Here is a 24,307-nt window from a genome sequence, read left to right on the forward strand (position 1 = left end):
CTTGATTTGGGATCAAGAGGCCGCAGGTTCGAATCCTGTCACCCCGATATCTGCGGGTGTAGTTCAATGGTAGAACACTAGCCTTCCAAGCTAGATACGTGGGTTCGATTCCCATCACCCGCTTCTGTGTCTGTAGCTCAGCTGGATAGAGCAACGGCCTTCTAAGCCGTGGGTCGGGGGTTCGAATCCCTCCAGGCACGTTTATCAGATGGTTCTGATATGGTGGGTGTGGCGCAGTTGGTTAGCGCGCCAGATTGTGGCTCTGGAGGCCGAGGGTTCGAATCCCTCTACCCACCTTGTAGTTCCATTTTTATAAATATTTATATGGCGGGATAGCTCAGTTGGCTAGAGCACGCGGTTCATACCCGCGGTGTCGTAGGTTCAAATCCTATTCCCGCTACTTACATGGGATCTTAGCTCAGCTGGGAGAGCATCTGCCTTACAAGCAGAGGGTCACAGGTTCAAGTCCTGTAGGTCCCATATATGCCGGCGTGGCGGAACTGGCAGACGCACAGGACTTAAAATCCTGCGGGACTTATACTCCCGTATCGGTTCGATTCCGATCGCCGGCATACTTTAAAGAATTTGTGGGCATAGCTCAGCTGGATAGAGCGTTTGGCTACGGACCAAAAGGTCGGGGGTTCGAATCCTCTTGCCCACGTTTAATTACATATCATAATATAGCGCTATCGCCAAATGGTAAGGCACTGGATTCTGATTCCAGCATTTCCAGGTTCGAATCCTGGTAGCGCTGTTTTAGTAAAAAGACACTTCATGTGTCTTTTTTTGTTTACAGGAAAGAAAACTGCGTTCTTATAAAGAAAAAACACTCTGCGAAAATACGCATGCTCATTCTTTGATTTTATATTGAAAAAAGATTTCGGGAATACATGGAGTATTCTTTTATATTAAAATTGTTGTTTCAAAAGTATATTTCTTGAAAAATAAAAATTTTTTTTATTTTAACAAAGTACCAGTTGGAAGTACGGTAGGTGCAGGAGACAGTGTTATTGCAGCACTGGCACTTTCAGAAGAAAAAGGGATGAGTTTAGAAGAAACCGTTCGTCTTTCTACAGCAACGGGTGCGGCAAATGTAATGTGCAGTGGAACACAAGCTGCAGAGTATGAAGTAATCAGTGAATTGATTTCAAAAGTAGCAATGCATACAATGTAGTAAAAATAAAAAATATATTGCAAAATACTATATTTATTCGCTATCATAGGAAGGAGAATTATTTATGAAAGCAAAAGGTGTAAGACTTCATGGAGCTAACGATCTTCGTCTGGAGGAATTTGAACTTTCGGAAATTACAGATGATGAAATTCTTGTAAAAGTTATTTCAGATAGTATCTGTATGTCTACCTATAAATGTGCTATTCTTGGTACAGAGCATAAACGTGTTCATGGGGATGTGGCAGAGCATCCGGCAATCATGGGACATGAATTTGCCGGTGATATCATAAAGGTATGAATCCTTTATAAAATCTACTGCAATGCATCAGTCAGATCAGGTGATTGTTCTGATGGATTCATCTAAAGTTGGTAAAAAATGTTCCTATAAAATATGTGATATTTCAGATGTGGATCTCATTATTTCCGATGGAAAATTACCAGAAGATCTTTTAGAAGAATGTCAGAAGAATCAGGTAATCGTTTTATAAAAAAGTAAAATACAGTAATTGAAACAGCTATAGGAAAAAAGATATGGAACAAACATGGAAATGCAGTGGAAATGATTTAAGAAAGATGCCCTTACAGATCTGGGAGGAAGATCTATCTATTCTTTCAAATGCAGAGGCAATGAAAAGAGTCTTACTTGTATGGAAACAGATAGAAAACAGAAAAGAAATTGTTGTACCTCTTGTTCAGAATATAGAGGGAGCTGTTCTTGGAGCCGGTATTATAAAGAGAAAAAACTTTTGGACAACAGGAGAGTATCCATTTTCCAGTTTAGAGGAAATAAAACCGGAACAGCTTACACTAATGAAAAATCCTCATATAAAAGCCGTTATAGAGGTTATAAAACAGTTAAAAAATGAAACAGTTATTCTTGAAGCAGAGGCGCCATTTTCTATAGTATCGGCACTCATTAACCCGATGGAACTATATGCATCGATGCAGACAAAAACAGAACATTTAAATCATATATTAGAAAAAATCGCATTTGAGGAAGCAAAGTATTTAGAAGCCGCCATCAATGCAGGCTGCCATATAATTTCTTTAGCAGAACCGGTAGGAACAGCAGATATGGTCGGGGAAAAGTATTTTAGAGAATGTAGTGGGAGAGCGGCAGTTTTACTTTTAAAAGAAAGTGAGAGATTTCTACAAAACAGCGTAGTGCATCTTTGTGGTAAGTTATCAAACTCTATGCTTGCTTTACAGATGGCAAAGGAAGAAGAATACCTCGTAACCCGGGAAGAATATCTTGAGAGTTTAACAGAAGCGGCACATAATCCCTCTATACATTTTGTGGGACAGCATTGTATTCATCAAAAGAAAAATAGTACAAAAAAAATTCATATTCTTACAATTTAATTAATTTAACAGGGGAACAGACGAAAAAGAATTTCCTGCTATAACAAATGTAAAGGTATTATAAGAGATAGCAAATGAGTGTTATACTAATATTTGCTCAGAGTTTACATTTAATGTAGCAGGAAATTCTTTTTTGTTTTATCTCAGTCGAGAAGACTCCCACATCTTTCGGGTGGTGAGTGACGGCTGCTCGACTTGAATAAATCTTGATGAAATAAATGAAAGAGAGAGATCTTATAAGCAGGAAGTAAATAGTAAAAATCAGGAAAGCCGTTGGGTTGAGTTTTTTGCAGAAGAGGAATAAAATAGCAAAAGTAATAAAAAAGAGATGCAATAGATAGTAAAGGATGATGAAAGATATGAAATGTAGTATGTCAAAGCTTTTTAGAAGCTTTTTTATTTTTGTGTTAATCTTGATTATTGTTTTCCCTGCCACAGGATTTGCCGCAAAGACGAAAAAAAGCTCTTCTGCAGATTTAAAAAGTAATAAGAATGTTCAAAATACAGATATGACGAAAAAATATAAGAAGCAGATGAATAATATATTAAAAGCAACACAGCTTTTTTACAGTGTTCGTTTAAATTACAGCATGAAGAGCGGAGAATCAAAAAAGATAAAGCTTACTTCTCTCGAAAAGCAGAATATTGCAGCAGGAAGACAGATTTTAGAAGGACAGAGCCGTATTACAAATTTTGCATTTTCACAGAGAGTGCAGGAACTTTTTGGTGCGAATGCGAGAATTGCTTCGCTGCCTTTTAAGACAGAGCCGGATGTCCCGGAAGAATTAGTGGTGCGTTGTAATTCAAATTATGTAAAACTGGCAGTAGGAGAATGGGGAGAAGAGTCACCAGTATATAAGTTAAAGTCTGTGACAAAGAAAGGGAAAAAGTGGAAGGTTGTCTTTAAAGTTAATATGTACGACTCTTATACAGATAGCATGCAGCCACTTGGCAAAGTAATTCTCACATTGAAGAAGAATAAAAAATCTGTGTATGGATTTAACATTAAAGGAATTATATTAAAGAAAATGTAACTTTTTTCTGTTTTTTGTGCTATAATAACATTGTTAAAGTATAATCAATGCACCGTAATAGGGGGAGACGGAATATGGGATTATTTAGTTTTGAGAGCAAACAGGTCAAAGAATGGAAGAAGCTTGCAAAGTCCGGTGATATGGATGCACAGTATCATTTGGCGAGAGCCTATGCGAACGGAAAAGGTGCCAGTCAGAATATGAAAAAGGCAGTAGAGTATTGTGTGCAGTCAGCGGAGCAGGAATATGCTCCGGCCCAGACCTTACTTGCTCATTTTTATGGCTATGGGAAAGGTGTGGAGAAAGATTATGGTGAAATGATTCACTGGGGAGAAAAGGCTGCATTGCAAGGCTATGCAAAAGCACAGTATAATATGGGACGCTGCTATGAGATGGGTAAAGGTACAGAAGCAGATATGGAAAAGGCAAGAAGATGGTATACATTGGCAGCAGAACAGGGCAGACCGGATGCCGCTTATAAATTAGGACAGTTTTATGAGCATGGTATCGGAGTAGAGGAAGATATGGAAAAAGCGGAAGAGTGGTATCAAAAAGCCGCTGAAGAAGATGTTGAGGAAGAAATTTCCATAATCGAAGAAGAGAAGAAAGATACCGCTACCATAAAACAAGAGGAAACATCTTTTACACAAACAGGAAATGTAAAGATATCAGATGTAGATCACCGCAGAAAGTATCGTTGCCTTTCCGAAATGAAAGTAGGAGAAGCAATCTTCCTAAAAGAAGACGAACTGTTAGAAAGTCCATTCATATTAATAAAGTCTGAAAATCATGAAACAGAACTAGGATGGGGGAAAGCAAGAGCAATCTGTAATACGGCAGCACTGGTAAGTCTTATTACAGGGAAAAACAAAACAGCGATACTTTATTGTAATAATGGAAGCATGAGTAAGGAAGCTTTAAAAAGTATACAGGCACAGGTCGAGGATGAATATAACCATGAAACAGTAGCCTGGAATGAGCCACATCCAAGAATTCCTGTTGTATTAAAAAATGTACAGTATACCCATAAGCATAATGAGATATATATAATGACAGATATAAAAACACAGGAAGAATATGAAATGATCCCACAAGGCTGGGCAGTACCGATTCTTGATAAACTAGAATATAATACCATTGTAACGATTGCATATTATGAAGGAAAGTGGGTATTTGTCAGCAAAAAAGAAACAAAAGATATCGGGAAGTATAAATTTGATATCAGATAAAATAGCCTGCAAATAAAAAACCATGCCCTTCTGGAGAATTCCCATTTTTACCAACTTTGGATTTAAATTAGACAGAAAAAAGAAAAAATACGATATCCCAGATGCGGCTTCGGAGCGTGTTTAAAATGCGGATGAGCATTTTAAGCACAGCGACTACAGAGCAGATGGGATATCGTATTTTTTCTTTTTTCGTCTACATAAAATCTACAGATCAGAATTCTTTTACCAAAAGTGTCATCAAATCAACCATTTAGACACACCCTATTGAATTTTGGTGAAGAAAATGATACGCTATTCTTAAAATAGCAAAGTCTATATTTTAGAGCATGTTTGAAAAATCATCCCTGCAATCCACACATATCAATTTGTATTCTTGAATTTACCTTCATTCGGTTGACGTAGCTCGCTACGCCGTCATCATTTAGGTAAAATCTTCCACAAATTGTAAAGGAATCTTACGGAAAACATTTTTCAAACACGTTTAAGGGGAAAGTGAGGAAAGTCTATGAAAAAACAACGGAAACACATCAACCTATCCCGCATAACAGCATTTATTTTATCGGTAGCAATGCTGGCAGGATTCTGTCCACAGGGAGTCAGTTTCGCGGATATCCCGGTAACCTTGCCAAAGGTCAATGCGGCAGAGAATATAAGCAACCCAAGAATCGTAAAAGATTCCTCCATGGATGCCGGACAGAAGGTTACCTGGGACTGTGTGTACTTTGGAAGTTATCCGCAAAGCGAAGTGACATCCAAAGATGGTAATATTTATAATGCATTGAAAAATGCAACAGGATGGGATGACAATAATGATATTACGATTGGGGGAACAAAGTATCGCAGATTAAAGGGGGAAGATGCGACGTATGCTACCAGTGATGATGAGGAACAATATAACTGGAATTATAATTATAAAACCTACCATTATTTTAAGTATGAATCAATCAAATGGCGTGTTTTAAACAGGAATGGAAGTGATGCACTTCTTCTTGCGGACATCGCTTTAGATGATCAGAAGTATAATACGGATTATGCAAAAGTGACATGGGAAACGAGCAGTATGCGAAGCTGGCTGAATGGTTACGGAACATCTGTTAACCAGCCGGGGACGGACTACAGCAGAAAGAACTTTATTAATTCTGCTTTCACGTCTACGCAAAGAAGTGCCATAAAAACAACCAGTGTTGTAAATAACAATAATATTAATTACGGAACAGCCGGTGGAAAGAATACCTCGGATAAAGTATTCCTTCTCTCTGAATCAGAAGTCTATAACACAGCTACGGCAGCAGGCTATGGATTTGTAAAGGACTATGATACATATGATGAAGCGAGAAGAAGCCGATGTAGTACCTATGCTTATGCGATGGGGACGTGGAGACGTTATGATACAGATGCGGAGTATACAAAATACAATGAAAATATTTGGTGGTGTCTCCGTTCGCCGGGCAGTTATAATAGTGGTGCGGCCGCGATGGGCAGTATTGGCTGGGTCGATAGGAATGGTGAAGATGTCAACGATGATGATGACGGTATGCGTCCCGCTTTGCATTTGAATCTCTCATCCTCTAATCTCTACTCTTACGCCGGAACGGTATGCTCTGATGCTATGAAATCCGGGGAGAGCGGAACAGATAATCCAGTAAAACCAAGTGAACCAGGTGAACCCGATACTCCCGATGCCCCAGACCAGCCATCACAGCCCGACAAACCAGGAACGGCCACAGGAACCAGAACAGAGGAGAGTAATGTAGATATTGAGATTGACGGTGGTGTAGAATTTACGATTCCAGAGAATATTCCAATCCTTGGTGGTGGGGATATTTCTCTTGATTATGGAACGATTCCAGTTACTTTTAAGAGGGAGGACAATACATATCGAATTGGAATCGGTGTTCAGGATATGAATAAGGAGGACTGGACAACGTTTAAAAAGTTTGTGGAAACGCAAAATGAATCCTATAGAAAAGGAATTAACTCTCTTTTGGCCTCTAAGTTTGGAACCGCGTCTATGGGGATGAGCGTAGAACCGGAAATGAAGGCTTATGGATATGTGGAAGGAACAATCACGAAGACAAACGGAGTCGAATCTGCAGGAGGAAAGCTAGTTGTTGAAATAAAAGGAACGGCAAGCCAGGAATGGCAGACGGTTGTGGTGGTTGTTCCGGTAGTGATTAAAGTAAAGGGAACGGCTGGTGCTAAAGCGGATTTTTCTGTAGGATTTGATTTTAATAAGAGTAAAGTGTATACCAAAGGGGAAGTAGAGCTTACTATTCCGAGTGTACGTCTTACGGGAGGTATCGGTGTTTCTTATATTGCAGATATTTCTGTTTATGGAGAAGCAAAGAACCTTGTTACAGTAGAATCAGATGGGAAGGATAATGATATAACAGCCTCTTTAGAGGGAGCGTTGGGAGTTAGTGCAAAGGCGTTATGCTTTTCTTATGAAAAAGAGCTTCTGAGTGGTTCATTGGATTATTATTCTTCAAAGAAGAAGTCAAAAGCCAGAATGTATGCCAGAGTATTGCCGAAGTTAAAACCGGAGGCGAAAGATTATGAAATACAAAGAGTAGATTCTTCTTCGTGGGATGGTTCTGCCGTTGCAGAACAAACAGCGAAGCCACGTTCGATAAAGCGTGCTGCTTCTGCAAAAAATATATCTGGAAGAGTGACAACATTGCTGTCTGATGTGTATGCCAGTGCAAAGCCGCAGCTTTTGCAGACGGCAAGTGGAAAGAAACTCCTTATTTTTACAACGGACATGGGTGACAGAACAACAGGGAATCATACAGCGGTAGTATATTCTATTTACAATGAACAAAATGGGTGGAGTATACCTAAGATGATTGACGATGACGGAACGGCAGATTTTGATGCGGTAGCAGCAGTAGATGGGGAGAATATATACGTTACATGGATTAATGCAAAGCGGATTTTTACACCAGAAGAAGCGGAAGCTGAAGATTTTATGACAAAGCTTACAGCCGAGACCGAAGTTCAGGCAGCAAAAATCGCATTAAATGGAAATACAGGAACAGTGACAAAGTATCCGGCTATTACGGATAATGCCATTGCGGATTTACATCCGTCTATTACAGTGAAAAATCATGTGCCATATATTGCATGGAACAGCAATAGTGCGAACGATATTTTAAAGGGAACCGGAACAAATACAGTTTATCTTGCATCTTTAAATGGAAATGCATTTACAACAAAGAAGTTATCAGAAGAGAATAAACCGGTACAGTCTGTTGCTATTGGCAATTTGGATAATGATGTAGTGACAGCTTATACGTTGAATTCTGGTACCGAGGAAAATCCGCAGGTACAACTGACGGCGGTTAATGCAAAAGGACGAACAACCATTGCAGCAAATGGCCAGAATCTTTCTCCTTCTTTTGCAAAAATAGATGGAAGTTCCGTTCTTTTATGGTATGCACAGGATGCGGAAGGCAGTTCCTTAAACTATATTGATGCTATAGATGGAGCGGTAGAAAGCTATATAGAAGACGATGCGGTTATTTCCGCAGATTATACGGTAGTAGATGGTGAGGATAGCCAGCTTCTCATCTGTTCATCGGAGAAAGAAAATGCAGAAGAAACAGGAAGGAATCTGTATGCCTACGTAATACGAGATGGAGAAGTTTACGAACCAGTTACTTTAACAGATTTAGAAGGTTATGCAGCAGTGCCGAGTGGTATCTGGAATGGGACGGCGTATGAATATTTATTTACAAGAACCGATGTAGATATTACAGAGAATACTGTGACAGAAAATACAGATTTATGCATCACTTCTGTTGTTCCACAAAGCAGACTTGTTATCGGGGATATTGATTACACACAAGAGGAATTGATGCCGGACAAGGATGCCTCTATTACAGTGCCAGTAAAAAACAATGGATTAATGAACAATAATGAGGGAAGTATTCAGATTGTCTATAATGGCGAAGTCATTGGACAGACAAATCTGGATGGCGGAATGACACCGGGAGAGACAAAAAACGTTACGGTGAACTTTACGGTACCTAAGACTATGGCAGCGAAAGAAACATTAAAAGTGGAAGCAATGTCTGGTGAAAATACAACAGCAGATTCTACAAAAAGTATTCAGTCAGCTGGCAGTGAACTTGCACTTTCTGTTAAACAAGAAGAAGATAATATTACAGCTGTGATAGATAATAACAGTGCCTTTGATACGACAGCAGCACTTACTTTAAAAGCTGGGGATGCTTCTGGTAAAGTATTAAAAACAATAAATCTTGGAAATGTGGAATTCTATAATTCGGTAGAAAAAACATTTACAAAAGAAGAATTGAAAAAACTTGGAAGCGATACGGTTTACATGGAAGTTAGCGGAGATGCAGAAGAAAGCATAAAGTCTGATAATACAGCATTTGTTTATGTAGGAACAGAAGAATTAAAAACATTGGATTATCTCACCGCAACAAAAACAAAGGTTACTTATACTAAAGGCGAGAAGCTAAATATGGATGATTTGGAAGTGACCGCAGTATACACTGATGGAAGCAAGGCAAAAGTAACAGGTTATACAACAAATGTGAAAAATATCGATATGTCTAAAACAGGCAAAAAGCAACTGGAAATTCTTTATGAAGAAGTCGGTATTGGACGAAAAGTAGTTATGCCAATTACGGTAGAAAATGTAAAAACGGACAATACGAAAGCAAATACGGATACAAATGATAATATGAAATCAGTGTCATCAATCCGCCTCTTTGCAATCTCCAAAAAAATTGCCGCAGGCAGAAAAATTACTTTAAAAGCGACTGTTTTACCAGATAACGCATCCAATAAAAAGCTGATCTGGAAGTCCAGCAATCCAAAGGTTGCAACGGTAAACCAGCGTGGAGTCGTTACAGTGAAAAAGAAAACTGGCGGTAAGAAAGTAACGATTACTGCAACAGCAACCGATGGAAGTAAGAAATATGCTTCCTGGAAGATTACATCCATGAGAGGTATTGTAAAGAAAGTTAAGATTACAGGAAGTAAGCCAGTAAAAGCAGGAAAGAAACTTAAACTGAAAGCCAAAGTAACTGCCACAAAGAAAGCCAATAAAAAACTTCTCTGGACATCGAGCAACAAAAAATACGCTACCGTAAATGCGAAGGGAATCGTGACAACTAAAAAGGCCGCCAGAGGAAAAACAGTTAAAATCACAGCGATGGCAACGGATGGCAGCGGAAAGAAACATACCGTAAAAATTAAAATAAAAAAATAGTAATTTGTATTATAAAAAAAGAAAAATTACAAAAGGATCGGTAGTATCAAGATATTGATTATTTATTCGGTCAAAAAAGCAGAACCCTGGACAGGAGGGGATTATCCTAAATGCAGCTGCAAGGCAGATAGGATAGTGCTCCCTTATCCGGGGTCTGTCTGTTTAAAGAACCATCAATATTCTTGAAATCTTCCCTTAATTGTGTTACTCTAATCTTTGACTTTATTTGCAACAAAGTATTCTCGGAAGGTTTTTGTAAAATGATTTTCCGAGAGTACTTTCTTAAAAAAGAAAGGAGCTTTTATGGACTTTAAGAATGTAATAGCGATTGATGCGATGGGTGGAGACAATGCACCGGGTGAGATTATTAAAGGTGCGATTGATGCGATTAATGAGAGAGCGGATATCAAGCTTCGCCTTTTTGGAGATAGGGATAAGATTGAAGCAGAGCTTCATAAGTATACTTATAATAAGGAACAGATTGAGATTACGCATACGACGGAGGAGATTAGCTGTAATGAAGCACCGGCTATCGCAATTAAGAAGAAGAAGGATTCTTCTTTAGTTGTAGCGATTAAGTCTGTGAAGAACGGTGAGTGTGATGCGATTGTTTCTGCAGGCAGTTCAGGGGCGATTCTTGTCGGAGGACAGGTACTGATCGGTAAGGGAAAAGGTGTGAAGAGAGCACCGCTTGCACCGCTTACACCAACAGAGAAGGGAGTTTCTCTGTTGATTGACTGTGGTGCGAATGTAGATGCCCGCCCGGAACATCTTTTACAGTTTGCCCAGATGGGTTCTATTTATATGGAAGATGTTGTTGGTGTGAAGAATCCTCGTGTTGCCATTGTAAATATCGGTGCGGAAGAAGCGAAGGGGAATGCGCTTGTAAAGGAGACATACCCACTGTTAAAGGCTTGTAAGAATATTAATTTTATCGGAAGTATTGAGGCCAGGGATATTCCAAAGGGTGAAGCAGATGTTATCGTAACAGAAGCTTTTGTTGGTAATGTAATCTTAAAACTTGAGGAAGGTCTTGCAAGTACATTGATCCAGATAATTAAAGAGGGAATGATGTCTACAACGAGAAGCAAGCTTGGAGGTCTTTTAGTAAAGCCTGCATTAAAAGAGACATTGAAAACATTTGATGCGACAGAGTACGGCGGAGCGCCGCTTCTTGGTTTAAAGGGACTTGTTGTAAAGATTCATGGAAGTGCGAAGGCAAAGGAGACAAAGAAGGCAATCTTCCAGTGTGTTACATTCAAGGAACAGCGGATTAACGAGAAGATCGTAGCGCATCTTGCAGAAGAAATCGAACAGGCAAAAAAAGAAAAGGCAGGCGAACAGGAATGATTAAGGCAGAACGATTTAAAGGATTAGAAGAGAAGATAGGGTATTCTTTTACGAATAAACGGCTTTTGGCATTGGCGATGACACACAGCTCTTATGCGAATGAGCAGAGAGGACGCAGAAAGGCGAATAATGAGCGTTTGGAGTTTTTAGGGGATGCTGTTTTAGAAGTTACGATTTCCGATTATGTATTCAGGGAATATCCATCTTATAATGAAGGCCGTCTTACGAAGCTTCGTTCCAGTCTCGTTTGTGAGTATACATTAGCGATCTGTGCAAGAGACGTAGAACTTGGAAAGTATATCCTTTTAAGCAGGGGAGAAGATGCTACGGGAGGAAGAGAAAGGGATTCGATTCTTTCAGATGCATTTGAAGCATTGATCGGTGCGATTTATATAGATGGCGGTATGGATAAGGCGAGATTTTTTATTCATAATCACCTGTTAAAGGATGTAGAAGATAAATCGTTATTTTACGATGCGAAAACGATTTTGCAGGAAATGGTACAGGCGGGACCGGATTCTCGCTTACAGTATGTGCTTACAAGAGAAGCAGGGCCAGATCATGCCAAGGAGTTTACTGTTGAGACTAGAATTGGTGGCAAGACGTATGCAATCGGAAAAGGAAAAACGAAAAAAGGAGCGGAACAGATTGCCGCTTATCAGACCATACTACTGTTAAAAAAGCAGCGGGTGTAGCATGTATTTAAAGAGTATTGAAATTAATGGATTTAAATCCTTTGCCAATAAGATCGTTTTTGAATTTCCACAGGGAATTACAGGTATTGTAGGACCAAACGGAAGCGGTAAGAGTAATATTGGAGATGCTGTGCGCTGGGTTTTAGGAGAACAGAGTGCAAGACAGCTTCGTGGAGCGAAGATGGAAGATGTCATTTTCTCAGGAACGCAGAGCCGTAGACCGATGGGGTTTGCTTATGTAGCGATTACCTTTGAGAATGCGAATCGAATCATCCCTCTTGATTATGAAGAGGTTACGGTAGCAAGAAGGGTATATCGTTCCGGGGAGAGTGAATACCTGATTAATGGAAGTTCCTGTCGAAGAAAAGATATCGTAGAGTTATTTTATGATACCGGTATCGGTAAAGAAGGTTATTCAATCATCGGACAGGGTCAGGTTGAGAAAATCTTAAGTGGTAAGATCGAAGATAGTCGTGAGTTGTTTGATGAAGCAGCAGGTATCGCAAAGTATAAGAAGAATCGTACAGTTACGGAAAAGTCGCTAGAGCAGGAACGTCAGAACTTAGAGCGTGTCACAGATATTTTAGCAGAGCTTGAAAAGCAGGTTGGTCCGTTAGAACAGCAAAGTGCAAAAGCAAAAGAATATTTAAAGCTTCGTGATGAAGAAAAAGATATTGATACACACCTCTTTTTATATGATTATGAGCGTCTGAAAAAGGAACAGGAAGAAAATGAGAGGCAGTATACGATTGTTTCTGGCGATTTAGAAGAGACAAAGAAGACTTATGAAAAGATTAAAGAAAAGAATGGAAAGCTTCAGGAACAGACACAGGCAGTAACAGATAGTCTTGAGACAAAAGAATCTGAGAAAGAGGAACTTCGTCGAAAGAAAGAAGAAAAAGATAATGAGATTCTTATTCTTTCTCATAAAGCAGAATCCAATACGCTTCTGATTACGCATTATGAGGACTTAGAGAAACAAAGTCTGGAAGAAAAAGAGAAAAAGATCGAAGAAGTCGGACAGTTAAAGAAAACGATCACAGAAAAAGGACAAGAGATAGAACAGGGGCAGAAAGCCTTAGATGCTCTTGAGGAATCTATCGTTGTAAAAAGAAAAGAACAGGAGTCTTGTGAGAAAAGAATTTCCGGGGAGAATGATCGGCTCTTTTCCATTATGAACAGTAGCTCTGATACAAAAGAGAAACTCAGTCGGTATGCGGCAATGGAGGAACAGCTTGAGATTCGTAACGCAGAGTATAACAGCCGTTACATTTCTTTTAATTCAGAGTTAAAAGAATATAATGAAACAGCAGAAAAACTGCAAAAACAGCAGTCTGAGGCAGAACGAGTGTTTAAAGAGCAGGAAGAACGGTACCAAGAGCTTGAAGAGAAAGGAACGTCTCTTCAGAAGAAGGAGCAGAATTATCAGGATGAGATGGGAAACTTAAATCAGGAGTACCTTCGAACAAAGTCTCGTTATGAGACACTTGTCAATATTTCAGAAAGATACGATGGATATAATCAGTCGATTCGCCGTATTATGGAACAAAAAGGTGTAAATCCAGGCATAATCGGTGTTGTTGCTGATATTCTTGCTCTTCCGGAAAAGTATGAGACAGCGATTGAGATCGCTCTTGGAGGCGCTTTACAAAATATCGTTACGGAAGATAACGAAACAGCCAAAAAAATGATTCAGTTTTTAAAGAAGAATCGGTTTGGCCGAGCGACTTTTTTACCGCTTACGAATATCCGCCGAAGAAACAGTACGATTTCTCCGGCTGTTTTAGAGGATGAAGGTGTAATTGGAATTGCCAGCACGTTAGTACAGGTAGAAGAACGATTCCAGGCATTAGTAGAATCTTTACTTGGAAGAACGGTTGTTGTAGATACCATAGATCACGCACTGGCATTATCGAGAAAGAATAATTTCAGTCTTCGTCTGGTAACACTTGACGGGGAGTTACTTAATCCCGGTGGTGCGATCACAGGTGGAGCTTTCCGGCACTCCGGTAATCTGCTTGGGCGAAAGCGTGAGATCGAAGAATGTAAAGAGACGTTAAGAAAGGCAAAGGCTGCCTGGGAAGAAAGAAAGAGTTCTCTTGCAGATCTAAAAGAACGACAGCAGAAACTAGAAGAAGAGAAGCAACGGAAAAAGGCAATGCTTGATGAGGCATCCCTTGTTCTCCATGACCTGAATAATCAGATTCCGGATATGGAGAGGAAAAAGGAAGAGCTGAAAGAACGAATTGCTTCGTTAAAGGAAGAACATCGGGTTTTAAAAGAACAGATTGATGATATTCGTTCTCAAAAGGAAGCACTCTTAAAAGAGCAGGAAGATAACGAGCAGATTCATGAAAAGAATCATTCGGTTCTTGATTCACTGAAAGAAAAGCTTGCAGAGATAAAAAAAGAAGTTTCTGATGTAGAAACAGAAAAGAATGAACTTCGTCTTTCTCTTTCAAAAAAACGTCAGGAGCTTGCGTATCTGCAAAACGATCAGGAACGTATTGAAAAAGAAACAGAAAGTCTCCAGAGTTCTTTAGAAGAAAATAAAAAAGAAACGAGCCGTCTTACAGAAGAAAATATTTCTTATGAAAAAGAACAAAAGTTGTTGCAAACAGCGTTGCAGGAGATTACTATACAGATGGAGGATATTTCCGGTAAGCTTGAAGAGTTAAAACAGCAGCGTTCTACTGCTATGAAAAAGCAGAATCAGATTTTCCAGGAACTAGAAAGCGAGAATGATAAGCTGTTGATTCTTGAGAAAGAAGCTTCAAAGTTATCTTCCAGACAGGAGCGCATGAAAGAAGATTTAGAAAGTAAGATAGACTATATGTGGGAAAGTTATGAGCTTACTTACAATCAGGCGCTTACATTAAAGCATTATGAATTAAAAGCAGAGGATGCAGCGGAGCACCGCAGACAGAAAAAAGAACTGCAAAAACAGATCAAAGGCCTTGGAAATATTAATGTCAATGCGATTGAAGAGTATAAAGAAGTTGGCGAGCGATATGAATTTTTAAAGGGACAGTATGATGATATCAAAGAAGCGGAAGCAAAGCTTCTTACGATGATCGATGAACTGAATCTGGCAATGAAGGAACAGTTCACAAAGGAATTTGGAAGTATTCAGCAGATGTTTACTACTGTATTTCAGAATCTGTTCGAGGGAGGAACGGCTTCTCTTGAATTGATGGATACGGAAAATATTTTAGAGTGTGGTATCCGCATTATTGCACAGCCACCGGGAAAGAAACTGCAAAACATTATGCTTCTTTCTGGTGGGGAGAGGGCATTGACAGCGATTGCCTTACTTTTTGCGATTCAGAATTTAAAACCATCGCCGTTCTGTCTTCTTGATGAGATTGAGGCGGCTTTGGATGATGCGAATATCGTTCGTTTTTCCAAATATTTAAAGAAGTTATCGAAAGATACGCAGTTTATTGTGATCACGCACCGAAGAGGAACAATGAACGCGGCAGATGCCTTATATGGAATCACTATGCAGGAAAAGGGTATTTCTACGTTAATCTCTGTAGATTTGATCGATAAGGATCTGAATTAATTTCCAGTATTTTTTGCAGGTTATGAGAGGAGTAATTATGGGAGAAAAGAAGGGCTTTTTTAGCCGGTTAGTCAGTGGGCTGACAAAAACAAGAAAGAATATTGCATCAGGTCTTGATTCTATTTTTCATGGATTTTCTAAAATAGATGATGATTTCTATGAAGAATTAGAAGAAATTCTGATTATGGGAGACCTTGGAGTAGATACGACAATGAACATTATTGAAGATTTACAGGCAAGGGTGAAGGAGGAACACATTAAAGAACCGGCAGAGTGTCGTCAGCTTTTAATTGATATTATTAAAAAACAGATGGCAGTAGACGAGACAGCGTATGAATATGAAAACCGTACTTCCGTTGTTCTCGTGATCGGAGTAAATGGTGTAGGAAAGACAACAACGATCGGTAAGCTTGCCGCACAGTTAAAGTCACAGAATAAGAAAGTAATTATGGCGGCAGCAGATACTTTTCGTGCGGCAGCGATTGAGCAGCTTACGGAATGGTCTAACAGAGCTGGGGTAGATATTATCGCACAGCAGGAAGGTTCCGATCCGGCAGCGGTTATTTACGATGCTTGTCAGGCAGCAAAGTCAAGACATGCCGATATTCTCTTATGTGATACAGCGGGAAGACTGCATAATAAGAAGAATCTTATGAACGAGCTTTCTAAGATTCGGAGAGTCATTGAAAGAGAATTTCCAGAAGCCTATCTTGAGACATTAATTGTTCTTGACGGAACAACCGGTCAGAATGCTTTAGTACAGGCGAAACAGTTTAAAGAAGTATCGGATATTTCCGGTATTGTTCTTACAAAGCTTGATGGAACCGCAAAGGGTGGTATTGCTATTGCAATTCAGTCCGAACTTGGTATTCCAGTAAAATATATTGGAATCGGAGAAAAGATTGAAGATTTACAGAAGTTTGATGCAGATTCTTTTGTAAACGCACTTTTTGAAAAACCAGAGGAAGATGAATAAAAACAATTATTTTTATATAGATCATTGTTTAAGAGATATGACCGATACTGTTATAACATCATGGAGGGATACATAATTATGATGGAAAAATTATCATTAGATAAATTTGAAGAAGCTTATGAGAGAGTGCAGGAAGTTGTTTTACCTACCAATCTGGTGCAGAGTGATTTTTTCTCACAGATGACAGGAAATAAAGTTTATTTTAAACCGGAGAATCTTCAGCTTACCGGAGCGTATAAGATTCGCGGAGCTTACTATAAGATCAGTACATTAAGTGATGAAGAAAAGGCAAAGGGACTTATTACTGCTTCCGCAGGTAATCATGCACAAGGTGTTGCTTATGCAGCAAGAAAGTTTGGAGCGCCGGCCATCGTTGTTATGCCGACAACAACGCCTTTATTAAAGGTGAACCGTACAAAGGAACTTGGGGCAGAAGTCGTTCTCCATGGAAATGTTTATGACGAAGCATGTGAGAAAGCAAAAGAATTGGCAGCAGAGCATGGCTATACTTTTGTACATTCGTTTGATGATTTAGAAGTGGCAACCGGACAGGGTTCGATTGCCATGGAAATCGTAAAGGAACTTCCTACCGTAGATACGATTTTAGTACCAGTTGGTGGTGGCGGACTTTCTACAGGTGTTTCTACCCTTGCAAAAATGTTGAATCCAAAGATTAAAGTAATTGGAGTAGAACCGGCAGGGGCAAATTGTCTTCAGGAATCTTTAAAGGCAGGTCATCCGGTAACACTTGAAAATGTAAATACGATTGCAGACGGTACTGCAGTAAAGACACCGGGTGAGACGATTTTCCCATATCTTCAGGAGAATCTTGATGATGTCATCACGATTGCAGACGATGAACTGATCGTTGCTTTCCTGGATATCTTAGAAAACCATAAGATGCTTGTGGAGAATTCTGGACTGCTTACAGTTGCTGCATTAAAGCATTTAAAACCAGAAGGAAAGAAAGTGGTTTCGATTTTAAGTGGTGGAAATATGGATATTATCACTTTGGCTTCCGTTGTTCAAAACGGTCTGATCCAGCGTTCCAGAATCTTTACCGTTTCTGTTTTACTGCCGGATGTGCCGGGACAGCTTAACAAAGTATCGAAAGTAATTGCAGATGTGCAGGGTAACGTTATTAAACTTGAGCATAACCAGTTTGTCAGCGTAAATCGTAACAGCTCTGTAGAACTTACGATTACAATGGAAGCGTTTGGCCATGAACATAAACAAAAGATCATCGAAGCGTTACGTTCTGCTGGTTTTCAGCCAAAAGAAAGAACAACCAGAGGGGTATACCAATAAACGATAGATGAAAAAATAACATATCTTACAGCCTGTTTCATATATTATAGAAACAGGCTGTTTTTTTCTTTATACAGCTATTTTTGAGAGGAGCGCAGTTGTGAAAGAAAAAGTTGATCAGGAAGAATTGCTTCGGATTTTCCCCGGAAAATTAAGAAAAAGAATAGAAGAAAAGGTTTCCTTTGAAGAGGTAACAGAAATTCGTCTCCGGACAGGACTTCCGATTTCCATCGTGACGGCAGAAGAATCTTATTTTTTACAAAAACAAGAAGGATGTGGAGAAAGAGAAAAAGAAGAAAAACAAGAAGAATACTGGATTTTGTCACCGGAAGAACTAAAAATTATTTTTGAAAAGTTAAGCCAGTATTCTGTGTTTGCTTATAAAGAAGAAATCGGGGAAGGATATATTACGTTAAAAGGAGGACATCGGGCAGGTCTGTGTGGAAAATATTATTATGATGGTATAGAAAAACCACAGATAAAAAATATCTCTTCTATAAATCTTCGTGTGGCAAGAGAAGTGAAAAATTGTGCGTTGCCAATCGTTCCATGGTTATTTGAAGGAGAAGAATTTTGCCATACATTACTAATTTCTGCTCCGGGATGTGGAAAAACAACGTATTTACGAGATCTGATTCGTTTATTATCTGATGGCACAGGAAGTATTTCCGGGAAAAATGTATCCGTTGTCGATGAACGGAGCGAAATCGGAAACCGCACAAGGATGGGAGAAGGATTTTATCTGGGAAAACGGACTGATTTACTGGATCATTGTCCAAAAGCGGAAGGGATGTTAATGTTGCTTCGAACGATGACACCGGAAATTCTTGCGGCAGATGAAATTGGGGGAAAAGAGGATATGAAAGCATTAGCTTATGTGAGAAATTGCGGATGTAAACTTTTAATGACGATTCATGGCAGTTCTCTACAGGATTTATTTTTTCGGCCGGTAGTTGGAAAATATTTGAAACAATTTCCTTTTGAACGGTACATATATTTAGAAAAAGGAAAAAAAGCAGAGAGAAGGATTCGTATATATGCGAAACAAGGAGAGGAGTTGTTATGGCAAAATTATTAGGTGCATGTTTTATCCTTATGGCTTCCTATCTTTTTGGAGTAAAGATTATGGAGCGTGATGCAGAACATATCCGGCTTTTAGAAGAGGGGGAATTATTGTACAGAATTCTTGAATCGGAAATCCGAAATACAAGAACACCATTGCCCCTTTTATTTGGAGAATTGAGTGAACGTACCGACAGTCTCTGGCATAATTTTTTTTTGAACTTTCTCTTGCGTTATCTAAAAATATAGAGGAAAGCTTTTTTAATATTTATGAAAAAATATTAGAAAAAGTATGGAAAGAAAAATTATCCAAGGAAGAGCAAAGAATGTTTTTGAATGCAGGAAGGAATCTCCTTTCGGATGATATGTACTATCAGCAGGAAGAAATGAGACAGCTGTCTGTATTTTTAAATGAAAGGATTTGTCAAATGAAAAAAGAATATACCGGAAAAAAGAAAGTTGTCCTTGTTTTTTGTCTTTGTATGGGAACATTGGCAGTAATCTTACTTTTTTAAAATCGATGTACTCCGGGAGTCATTTCTTCCTTTGATTTTGTGAGTACACAGAAAGAAAAGGAGAAAACTATGACGATTGAATTGATTTTTAAAATAGCTGCGGTCGGAATTCTTGTAACGATACTGGGACAGGTTTTGAAACATTCCGGCAGAGAAGAACAGGCATTTCTTGTATCACTGGCAGGACTTTTTATAGTGATCTCATGGATCATACCATGCATCAGCGAACTTTTTTCTGAAATATACAGTCTGTTTGAGTTGTAAAGGAGTGAGATGACATGCTTGTTTTTAAAATCGTGTTAATCGGTATCGCAGGGGCGATTCTTGTGATGATTACAAAGCAATTCAAGCCAGAATACAGTATTCCTGTACTTTTAGGAATCTGTCTTTTTCTGATAGGGTATCTGACAACTGGATTAGAGGAAGTTTTAAAATTTGTGCAGAGTTTACAAAAAGAAATACCGATAAATAATATGTACATAAAAATATTATTTAAATTGCTGGCGATTGCATATATCTGTCAGATTGCTTCAAATATATGTGAAGATCTGGGGTACCGTTCTATTTCCTTTCAGATAGAAACGATAGGGAAAGTATCGATCTTACTGTTAAGTATTCCAATTATCCAATCATTACTAGAGACTGTAGAATATCTCCTAGTATCTTCTTAAGTAGTTAAAAAACAAGGAAAGCAAAAGAAGAAAGGCAGGTGAGCATTTGGAAAGAAGAAGTGTCTATAAAAGTTTTCAAATTGTCGGAATTCTTTTTTTTATCCTGTTTTTCACCAGCATTTCGGTCCTTACTCTTCAGGCACAGACAACCCAGAAAGAAGAGGAAATTGATATTACCGCCCTTTCAAGAAAAATCGAGCAGCTTGACGAGAGGGACTATCCGGACTTTACTTCAATTTTTCAAAAGCTTGTTTCCATGCGGTTTACAGAGGCGGCACAAGAAATAGGACAGTGGATGACGGGAGCAGTATTGCAGGAGATTTTCTCATCAAAGATATTCATCGGGGAACTGGCAGGAATTCTTTTGTTTGCTTCTGTATTTTCGAATATTTCATCCGCGTTTCAGTCTTATGGCGTATCCGACAGTGGATTTTTAATTTCTTATTTTCTTGTCTTTTCGATAATTTTTACAAATTTTACAGTTATGATAGCGATGTTTAAAGACACCGTTGTTTTGCTTTCTTCTTTTTTAAAAGTATTGCTGCCGGTATATACCCTGGCAGTCTCCCTTTCAGGGAATCTTTCTACAGGCATTGTATTTTATGAATACTTTATGATCGTAGTGCTTTTTTTAAACTGGATATTTTTAAATGTATTTCTTCCGTTGCTTCAATACTATTTTCTATTAGAATTAATCAGCCATTTCTCTCAAAAACAGAATATTTCAAAATTGTGTGAGGGATTATATTTTCTTTTAGCAAAAGGAATACAAGTCATATTTTTTCTTCTTTTTGGATTTCACTTACTAGAAACAATGATAGCACCGTCTTTTGATGGCGCGAAAAACAGTATACTTAATAAAATGATCGGATTGATTCCGGGAGCAGGCTCTATCGTTCAAAGTGTGGCAGGCACAGCGATCGGTTCTTCTCTTGTTATAAAAAATGCAGTAGGAGCGGCAGGAATCTTGTTTTTGCTTATTATTTTATTGCTGCCGCTCGTAAAATTATTCATCTATATTTTCTTATACTTCCTGTTATCTGTTGTACTTGAACCGATAGCAGATGAGCGATTTATATTATGTATTAATGCGGCAGTGAAGTGTGGAACATTAATGATAAAAGTCTTATGCATGTCTTCTGTGTTGTTTATTGTTGTGATTGCACTTACTTCCCTGACAACGAATTATACAGGGTAATGCCGAAGCGGGTAAGAAAATAAAAAGCAAAAAAGAGAGAAATAAGAAGTAAAAAAAGAAGTGAAAAAGAAAAAAATAGGAGAAGAAATAGGAGAAAGTGGAAACATGGAGTATATAAAGAGCTGGTTAAAAATAATTTTATATATGAATATCCTGTTGCTGCTCTGTGATAACCTGATGCAAAAAACTGCTTATGAAAAATATTATCGTTTTTTCTCAGGCTTTTTATTAGTGTTGTGCTTATTAAAACCTGTCATAGATTTCGCTGGCACAGAGCCGTATTTTTATGCTTCCTTTTTACAAAAAGAATGGCAAAGTGAACGGAACCGGATGAAATATTCTAAAGAATTGAGTGAAGTAGAAGCAGTTGTACAAAAGGAATGTGAGGCGGCTTACAAAAAGCAGATTGAAGAGGTGGCGGAGCAGTATGGGATTTCAGTAAAAAAAGTAACATTTCGCTGGGACAGTGCGAAAGAACATATCAAAAAATTAGAGATAGAAGGTAGTTTGAAAACTTTACAAAATGAAAAATATAAAAAATCTGAGAAACAGATTGGGTCTGTACAGACAGAAACTGTAGAAAAAATCAAAAAAATAATGATGCAGTTATATAATCTTAAAAAGTCTGATATTCAGATAGAGGTGGAATAGAGATAGAATAGGGATGGAATAGAGGTGGAATAAATATGGGAGAGAAAGTACCGAAAAAAATGAATTTAAAAGAAATAGGAATAGAAAAAATCATTTTAATAGCGATTGCCGGAATTATCTTATTGCTGGCAAATTTTTCTGAATGGAAAAATGCAATTTCTGAAAAAACAGAAAAAAAAGAAGAAAAGACGGTACAGACAGATCAAAATGATGCATATGTGAGTGCCCTTGAAAATAAATTAGTACATATCCTTGAAAATGTGGATGGTGTAGGAAGAGTGGAAGTAATGATTACTTTAAAATCTTCAAAAGAGTCTGTTTTAAATAAAGATCTGTCGGAAGAGAGGCAGACGGAACAGGAAAAAAACAGTGATACGCAAAAAACAAATAAAAACGAGAAAAGGCAGGAAGAGACGATTCTTTCGGACAGTGTGGGGAATTCTGCTCCCTATGTTGTAAAGGAACTGGAACCGGAAATCGCGGGAATTATCATTTCCTGTGAAGGGGCGGAAAATAAAGTGGTAGCAGCATCGGTTCTTGAGGCAGCGCAGGTGCTGTTTGGGGTTTCAGCAAATCATATCAAAGTGTTAAAAATGGAGGGTGCAAAATGAAAAAAGTATTTCAAAAAAATCAAATTGCCATTACGGCGTTAGCGATTATGATTGCGGTAGCAGGCTATCTGAATTTTACAGAGCAAAATGCATCAAAAGACGGGGATCAAAAGTCTGGAAGTTCGGTGGAAACGATTGATACTATGGATATTTCAGATGGGGATTCTCTTATAAAAGAAAAAGCAGAAAGTTCCCAAAACGCAGCGGAGAAAAATTCAGATGAAGTATCAGAAGAATCACAGACTGCCGGCAGTACAGAAACAATAGGAGGAGCAGTTCTTACACAGGCACAGGTCAGTGAGTATGTGGCAGGAGCAAGAATGGAAAGAGAGCAGACCCATTCAAAAACAAAAGAATCACTTAATGAGATTATCAATAGTGATTCTGTAGGTGAAAGCGCCAAAAAAGAAGCAGTAGATAAATTGGCAGAACTTGCAGATATCATGGAAAAAGAAGCAGCAACAGAACAGCTTTTGGCCTCAAAAGGATTTGAGAATGCGGTAGTATCTATTGGAGCTGACAGTGTGGATGTTGTTCTTAATTATGAAGAACTTTCTTCTGCAGATCGCGCGCAGATTGAGGATATTGTAACAAGAAAAACAGGGTACAGTGTCAGTCAGCTGATCATCAGCAAAATGCAGACTACAGAAAGTTAAAAGATTTCTGTTGCAAAAACAGGGATGTCTGTTATAATTATAGAATAAATCGATATAAAATTGTTTACATTTTATTAAGAGACTTTCCATGTGTTTTTTATGCACATGGAAGGTGCTTTTCTATGAGCTGTAGACAAAAGGAGGTTTCCATGGGAAAAGAAAAAGATACAAAGATAAATCATACGGTTTATAACATAGAAGATGTTGGACAGGTTCAGATCGCAGATGAGGTTGTTGCAGTAATCGCCGGTCTGGCGGCAACAGAAACAGATGGAGTTGCCAAGATGTCCGGGAATATTACGAATGAGATTGTTAGTAAGCTTGGAATGAAGAAGCTGTCTAAAGGCGTGAAAGTTACGATCACAGGAACACAGGTAGATGTTACTCTGAATCTTGTACTGAATTATGGTGTGAGCATTCCGAAGACTTCTCAGGAAGTACAGGATAAAGTAAAGAGTGCCATCGAAACGATGACAGGACTTACGGTTTCTGAAGTGAATATCCGTATAGCCGGAATCCAGATGGATTATGAATAGACTGACTACAAGAATACACTGAAGATAACGGAGGTTTGACACATGAAGATGTCCAGAAGAAAGGTAAGAGAAACTATTTTTCTTTTACTGTTTCGTATAGAATTTAATACACAGGAAGAATTGCAGGAGCAGATGAAGTGGTATTTTGAAGAAAGACCGGATGTAGAAGCGAAAGATCAGCTCTATATCGAGACAAAGATCGGAAGCATTTTAAAGCGTCTGCCGGAGATTGATGACAAGATTCATTCTATTTGTGAAGGCTGGAGACTCGAACGACTTGGAAAGCCGGAGCTGGCTATCCTGCGTCTTGCAGTATATGAGATTACAAATGATGCGAATATTCCTACGGGAGTTGCCATCAATGAGGCCGTAGAGCTTGCGAAGATTTATTGCAGTGAGGAAGCTCCCCGCTTTATAAATGGAGTTCTTGCGAAGCTGGCATAGCGAATAATTCGTGACCTGTACCTGGATA

21 protein-coding genes, 8 tRNA genes and 2 pseudogenes are annotated in these 24,307 nt (G+C 38.6%); 30 read left to right on the top strand and 1 reads right to left on the bottom strand.

The genetic code is table 11. From position 1 onward, the window contains the following. The first annotated feature begins 52 nt into the window (after positions 1-52). The 14 genes and pseudogenes from FYJ25_RS09700 (at position 53) to FYJ25_RS09765 (ending at position 4,799) form a co-directional block, all read left to right on the top strand. Positions 53-123, top strand: a tRNA-Gly gene (locus FYJ25_RS09700). 3 nt (positions 124-126) lie between these two features. Next, positions 127-200, top strand: a tRNA-Arg gene (locus FYJ25_RS09705). A gap of 22 nt (positions 201-222) precedes the next feature. Next, a tRNA-His gene (locus tag FYJ25_RS09710) sits at positions 223-296 on the top strand. 30 nt (positions 297-326) lie between these two features. After that, positions 327-400 (top strand) — tRNA-Met (locus FYJ25_RS09715). A 7-nt stretch (positions 401-407) separates the two neighbouring features. Next, a tRNA-Val gene (locus tag FYJ25_RS09720) sits at positions 408-480 on the top strand. Between the two features lie 5 nt (positions 481-485). Next, a tRNA-Leu gene (locus FYJ25_RS09725) sits at positions 486-572 on the top strand. Positions 573-587: 15 nt separating this feature from the next. Next, a tRNA-Arg gene (locus tag FYJ25_RS09730) sits at positions 588-661 on the top strand. Between the two features lie 21 nt (positions 662-682). Then, positions 683-754 (top strand) — tRNA-Gln (locus FYJ25_RS09735). Positions 755-937: 183 nt separating this feature from the next. Then, entirely contained in the window at positions 938-1,174 is a 237-nt protein-coding gene (locus FYJ25_RS09740) for a PfkB family carbohydrate kinase (protein ID WP_154581193.1), read from the top strand. A gap of 64 nt (positions 1,175-1,238) precedes the next feature. Further along, a pseudogene (locus tag FYJ25_RS09745) lies at positions 1,239-1,469 on the top strand (alcohol dehydrogenase catalytic domain-containing protein); the annotation flags it as partial. A gap of 10 nt (positions 1,470-1,479) precedes the next feature. Beyond that, positions 1,480-1,662 (top strand): DeoR/GlpR family DNA-binding transcription regulator, encoded by a 183-nt coding sequence (locus tag FYJ25_RS09750; RefSeq protein WP_330578330.1) that lies wholly within the window; start codon positions 1,480-1,482, stop codon positions 1,660-1,662. A 43-nt stretch (positions 1,663-1,705) separates the two neighbouring features. Next, a complete protein-coding gene (locus FYJ25_RS09755; RefSeq protein WP_154581195.1) occupies positions 1,706-2,536 on the top strand; it encodes a uroporphyrinogen decarboxylase family protein in 831 nt (276 codons plus the stop codon). A gap of 359 nt (positions 2,537-2,895) precedes the next feature. Next, a complete protein-coding gene (locus tag FYJ25_RS09760) occupies positions 2,896-3,570 on the top strand; it encodes a hypothetical protein (RefSeq protein WP_154581196.1) in 675 nt (224 codons plus the stop codon). 74 nt (positions 3,571-3,644) lie between these two features. Beyond that, the gene (locus FYJ25_RS09765) at positions 3,645-4,799 is read left to right on the top strand and encodes a tetratricopeptide repeat protein (RefSeq protein ID WP_167513810.1); all 1,155 of its coding nucleotides are present in this window, start codon (positions 3,645-3,647) and stop codon (positions 4,797-4,799) included. A 338-nt stretch (positions 4,800-5,137) separates the two neighbouring features. Here FYJ25_RS09765 and FYJ25_RS15165 read toward each other — a convergent pair whose 3' ends face one another. Next, positions 5,138-5,242, bottom strand: a complete 105-nt coding sequence (locus FYJ25_RS15165; RefSeq protein WP_408608969.1) for a DUF6783 domain-containing protein — start codon at positions 5,240-5,242, stop codon at positions 5,138-5,140. Positions 5,243-5,304: 62 nt separating this feature from the next. On the opposite strand from FYJ25_RS15165, the gene FYJ25_RS09770 reads away from it, so the two are divergent. The 16 genes and pseudogenes from FYJ25_RS09770 to nusB all read left to right on the top strand — a co-directional run bounded on the left by FYJ25_RS09770 (position 5,305) and on the right by nusB (position 24,279). Next, on the top strand, positions 5,305-10,041 hold the full coding sequence (locus tag FYJ25_RS09770; protein ID WP_154581198.1) for a DUF6273 domain-containing protein: 4,737 nt from the start codon (positions 5,305-5,307) through the stop codon (positions 10,039-10,041). A gap of 303 nt (positions 10,042-10,344) precedes the next feature. Next, positions 10,345-11,391, top strand: a complete 1,047-nt coding sequence (plsX, locus tag FYJ25_RS09775; protein WP_096239777.1) for a phosphate acyltransferase PlsX — start codon at positions 10,345-10,347, stop codon at positions 11,389-11,391. Next, positions 11,388-12,086, top strand: a complete 699-nt coding sequence (gene rnc / locus FYJ25_RS09780; RefSeq protein ID WP_021907599.1) for a ribonuclease III — start codon at positions 11,388-11,390, stop codon at positions 12,084-12,086. Before plsX ends, rnc begins: the two co-directional genes overlap by 4 nt. 1 nt (position 12,087) lies before the next feature. Then, positions 12,088-15,651, top strand: coding sequence for a chromosome segregation protein SMC (smc, locus tag FYJ25_RS09785; protein WP_154581199.1), 3,564 nt, complete (start codon positions 12,088-12,090; stop codon positions 15,649-15,651). 37 nt (positions 15,652-15,688) lie between these two features. Then, positions 15,689-16,627 carry a signal recognition particle-docking protein FtsY gene (gene ftsY / locus FYJ25_RS09790; RefSeq protein ID WP_021907597.1) on the top strand — a complete coding sequence of 313 codons (939 nt, stop codon included), beginning with the start codon at positions 15,689-15,691 and terminating at the stop codon, positions 16,625-16,627. An 81-nt stretch (positions 16,628-16,708) separates the two neighbouring features. Further along, positions 16,709-17,935, top strand: coding sequence for a threonine ammonia-lyase (gene ilvA, locus FYJ25_RS09795; protein ID WP_334296212.1), 1,227 nt, complete (start codon positions 16,709-16,711; stop codon positions 17,933-17,935). Positions 17,936-18,035: 100 nt separating this feature from the next. After that, positions 18,036-19,013 carry an AAA ATPase domain-containing protein gene (locus FYJ25_RS09800; protein ID WP_154581201.1) on the top strand — a complete coding sequence of 326 codons (978 nt, stop codon included), beginning with the start codon at positions 18,036-18,038 and terminating at the stop codon, positions 19,011-19,013. Between the two features lie 47 nt (positions 19,014-19,060). Next, a pseudogene (locus FYJ25_RS14665) lies at positions 19,061-19,512 on the top strand (stage III sporulation protein AB). A gap of 69 nt (positions 19,513-19,581) precedes the next feature. Continuing rightward, on the top strand, positions 19,582-19,776 hold the full coding sequence (spoIIIAC, locus tag FYJ25_RS09815; protein ID WP_021907592.1) for a stage III sporulation protein AC: 195 nt from the start codon (positions 19,582-19,584) through the stop codon (positions 19,774-19,776). A 14-nt stretch (positions 19,777-19,790) separates the two neighbouring features. Next, positions 19,791-20,183 (top strand): SpoIIIAC/SpoIIIAD family protein, encoded by a 393-nt coding sequence (locus tag FYJ25_RS09820; protein ID WP_096239784.1) that lies wholly within the window; start codon positions 19,791-19,793, stop codon positions 20,181-20,183. Positions 20,184-20,229: 46 nt separating this feature from the next. Beyond that, positions 20,230-21,381, top strand: a complete 1,152-nt coding sequence (locus FYJ25_RS09825; protein WP_154581202.1) for a stage III sporulation protein AE — start codon at positions 20,230-20,232, stop codon at positions 21,379-21,381. Positions 21,382-21,486: 105 nt separating this feature from the next. After that, on the top strand, positions 21,487-22,032 hold the full coding sequence (locus FYJ25_RS09830; RefSeq protein ID WP_154581203.1) for a stage III sporulation protein AF: 546 nt from the start codon (positions 21,487-21,489) through the stop codon (positions 22,030-22,032). 35 nt (positions 22,033-22,067) lie between these two features. Beyond that, positions 22,068-22,643, top strand: a complete 576-nt coding sequence (locus FYJ25_RS09835) for a SpoIIIAG-related protein (protein ID WP_096239790.1) — start codon at positions 22,068-22,070, stop codon at positions 22,641-22,643. Then, on the top strand, positions 22,640-23,299 hold the full coding sequence (locus tag FYJ25_RS09840) for a SpoIIIAH-like family protein (RefSeq protein ID WP_154581204.1): 660 nt from the start codon (positions 22,640-22,642) through the stop codon (positions 23,297-23,299). Before FYJ25_RS09835 ends, FYJ25_RS09840 begins: the two co-directional genes overlap by 4 nt. A gap of 149 nt (positions 23,300-23,448) precedes the next feature. Beyond that, positions 23,449-23,835 carry an Asp23/Gls24 family envelope stress response protein gene (locus tag FYJ25_RS09845; protein WP_021907586.1) on the top strand — a complete coding sequence of 129 codons (387 nt, stop codon included), beginning with the start codon at positions 23,449-23,451 and terminating at the stop codon, positions 23,833-23,835. Positions 23,836-23,883: 48 nt separating this feature from the next. Next, positions 23,884-24,279, top strand: a complete 396-nt coding sequence (gene nusB / locus FYJ25_RS09850) for a transcription antitermination factor NusB (RefSeq protein WP_096241570.1) — start codon at positions 23,884-23,886, stop codon at positions 24,277-24,279. Positions 24,280-24,307 lie beyond the last annotated feature (28 nt).

The sequence above is a fragment of the Anaerobutyricum soehngenii genome, assembly GCF_009697165.1.
Lineage (GTDB): Bacteria > Bacillota > Clostridia > Lachnospirales > Lachnospiraceae > Anaerobutyricum > Anaerobutyricum soehngenii.

What these genes read in the sequence shown, in the direction of transcription:
- FYJ25_RS09765 (WP_167513810.1), top strand. Translation starts at nt 3,645, where the DNA reads ATGGGATTATTTAGTTTTGAGAGCAAACAGGTCAAAGAATGGAAGAAG.
- rnc (WP_021907599.1), top strand. Translation starts at nt 11,388, where the DNA reads ATGATTAAGGCAGAACGATTTAAAGGATTAGAAGAGAAGATAGGGTAT.
- nusB (WP_096241570.1), top strand. Translation starts at nt 23,884, where the DNA reads ATGTCCAGAAGAAAGGTAAGAGAAACTATTTTTCTTTTACTGTTTCGT.
- spoIIIAC (WP_021907592.1), top strand. Translation starts at nt 19,582, where the DNA reads ATGACGATTGAATTGATTTTTAAAATAGCTGCGGTCGGAATTCTTGTA.
- plsX (WP_096239777.1), top strand. Translation starts at nt 10,345, where the DNA reads ATGGACTTTAAGAATGTAATAGCGATTGATGCGATGGGTGGAGACAAT.
- ilvA (WP_334296212.1), top strand. Translation starts at nt 16,709, where the DNA reads ATGGAAAAATTATCATTAGATAAATTTGAAGAAGCTTATGAGAGAGTG.
- FYJ25_RS09760 (WP_154581196.1), top strand. Translation starts at nt 2,896, where the DNA reads ATGAAATGTAGTATGTCAAAGCTTTTTAGAAGCTTTTTTATTTTTGTG.
- FYJ25_RS09770 (WP_154581198.1), top strand. Translation starts at nt 5,305, where the DNA reads ATGAAAAAACAACGGAAACACATCAACCTATCCCGCATAACAGCATTT.
- FYJ25_RS09820 (WP_096239784.1), top strand. Translation starts at nt 19,791, where the DNA reads ATGCTTGTTTTTAAAATCGTGTTAATCGGTATCGCAGGGGCGATTCTT.
- FYJ25_RS09835 (WP_096239790.1), top strand. Translation starts at nt 22,068, where the DNA reads ATGGGAGAGAAAGTACCGAAAAAAATGAATTTAAAAGAAATAGGAATA.
- ftsY (WP_021907597.1), top strand. Translation starts at nt 15,689, where the DNA reads ATGGGAGAAAAGAAGGGCTTTTTTAGCCGGTTAGTCAGTGGGCTGACA.
- smc (WP_154581199.1), top strand. Translation starts at nt 12,088, where the DNA reads ATGTATTTAAAGAGTATTGAAATTAATGGATTTAAATCCTTTGCCAAT.
- FYJ25_RS09755 (WP_154581195.1), top strand. Translation starts at nt 1,706, where the DNA reads ATGGAACAAACATGGAAATGCAGTGGAAATGATTTAAGAAAGATGCCC.
- FYJ25_RS09840 (WP_154581204.1), top strand. Translation starts at nt 22,640, where the DNA reads ATGAAAAAAGTATTTCAAAAAAATCAAATTGCCATTACGGCGTTAGCG.
- FYJ25_RS09845 (WP_021907586.1), top strand. Translation starts at nt 23,449, where the DNA reads ATGGGAAAAGAAAAAGATACAAAGATAAATCATACGGTTTATAACATA.
- FYJ25_RS09830 (WP_154581203.1), top strand. Translation starts at nt 21,487, where the DNA reads ATGGAGTATATAAAGAGCTGGTTAAAAATAATTTTATATATGAATATC.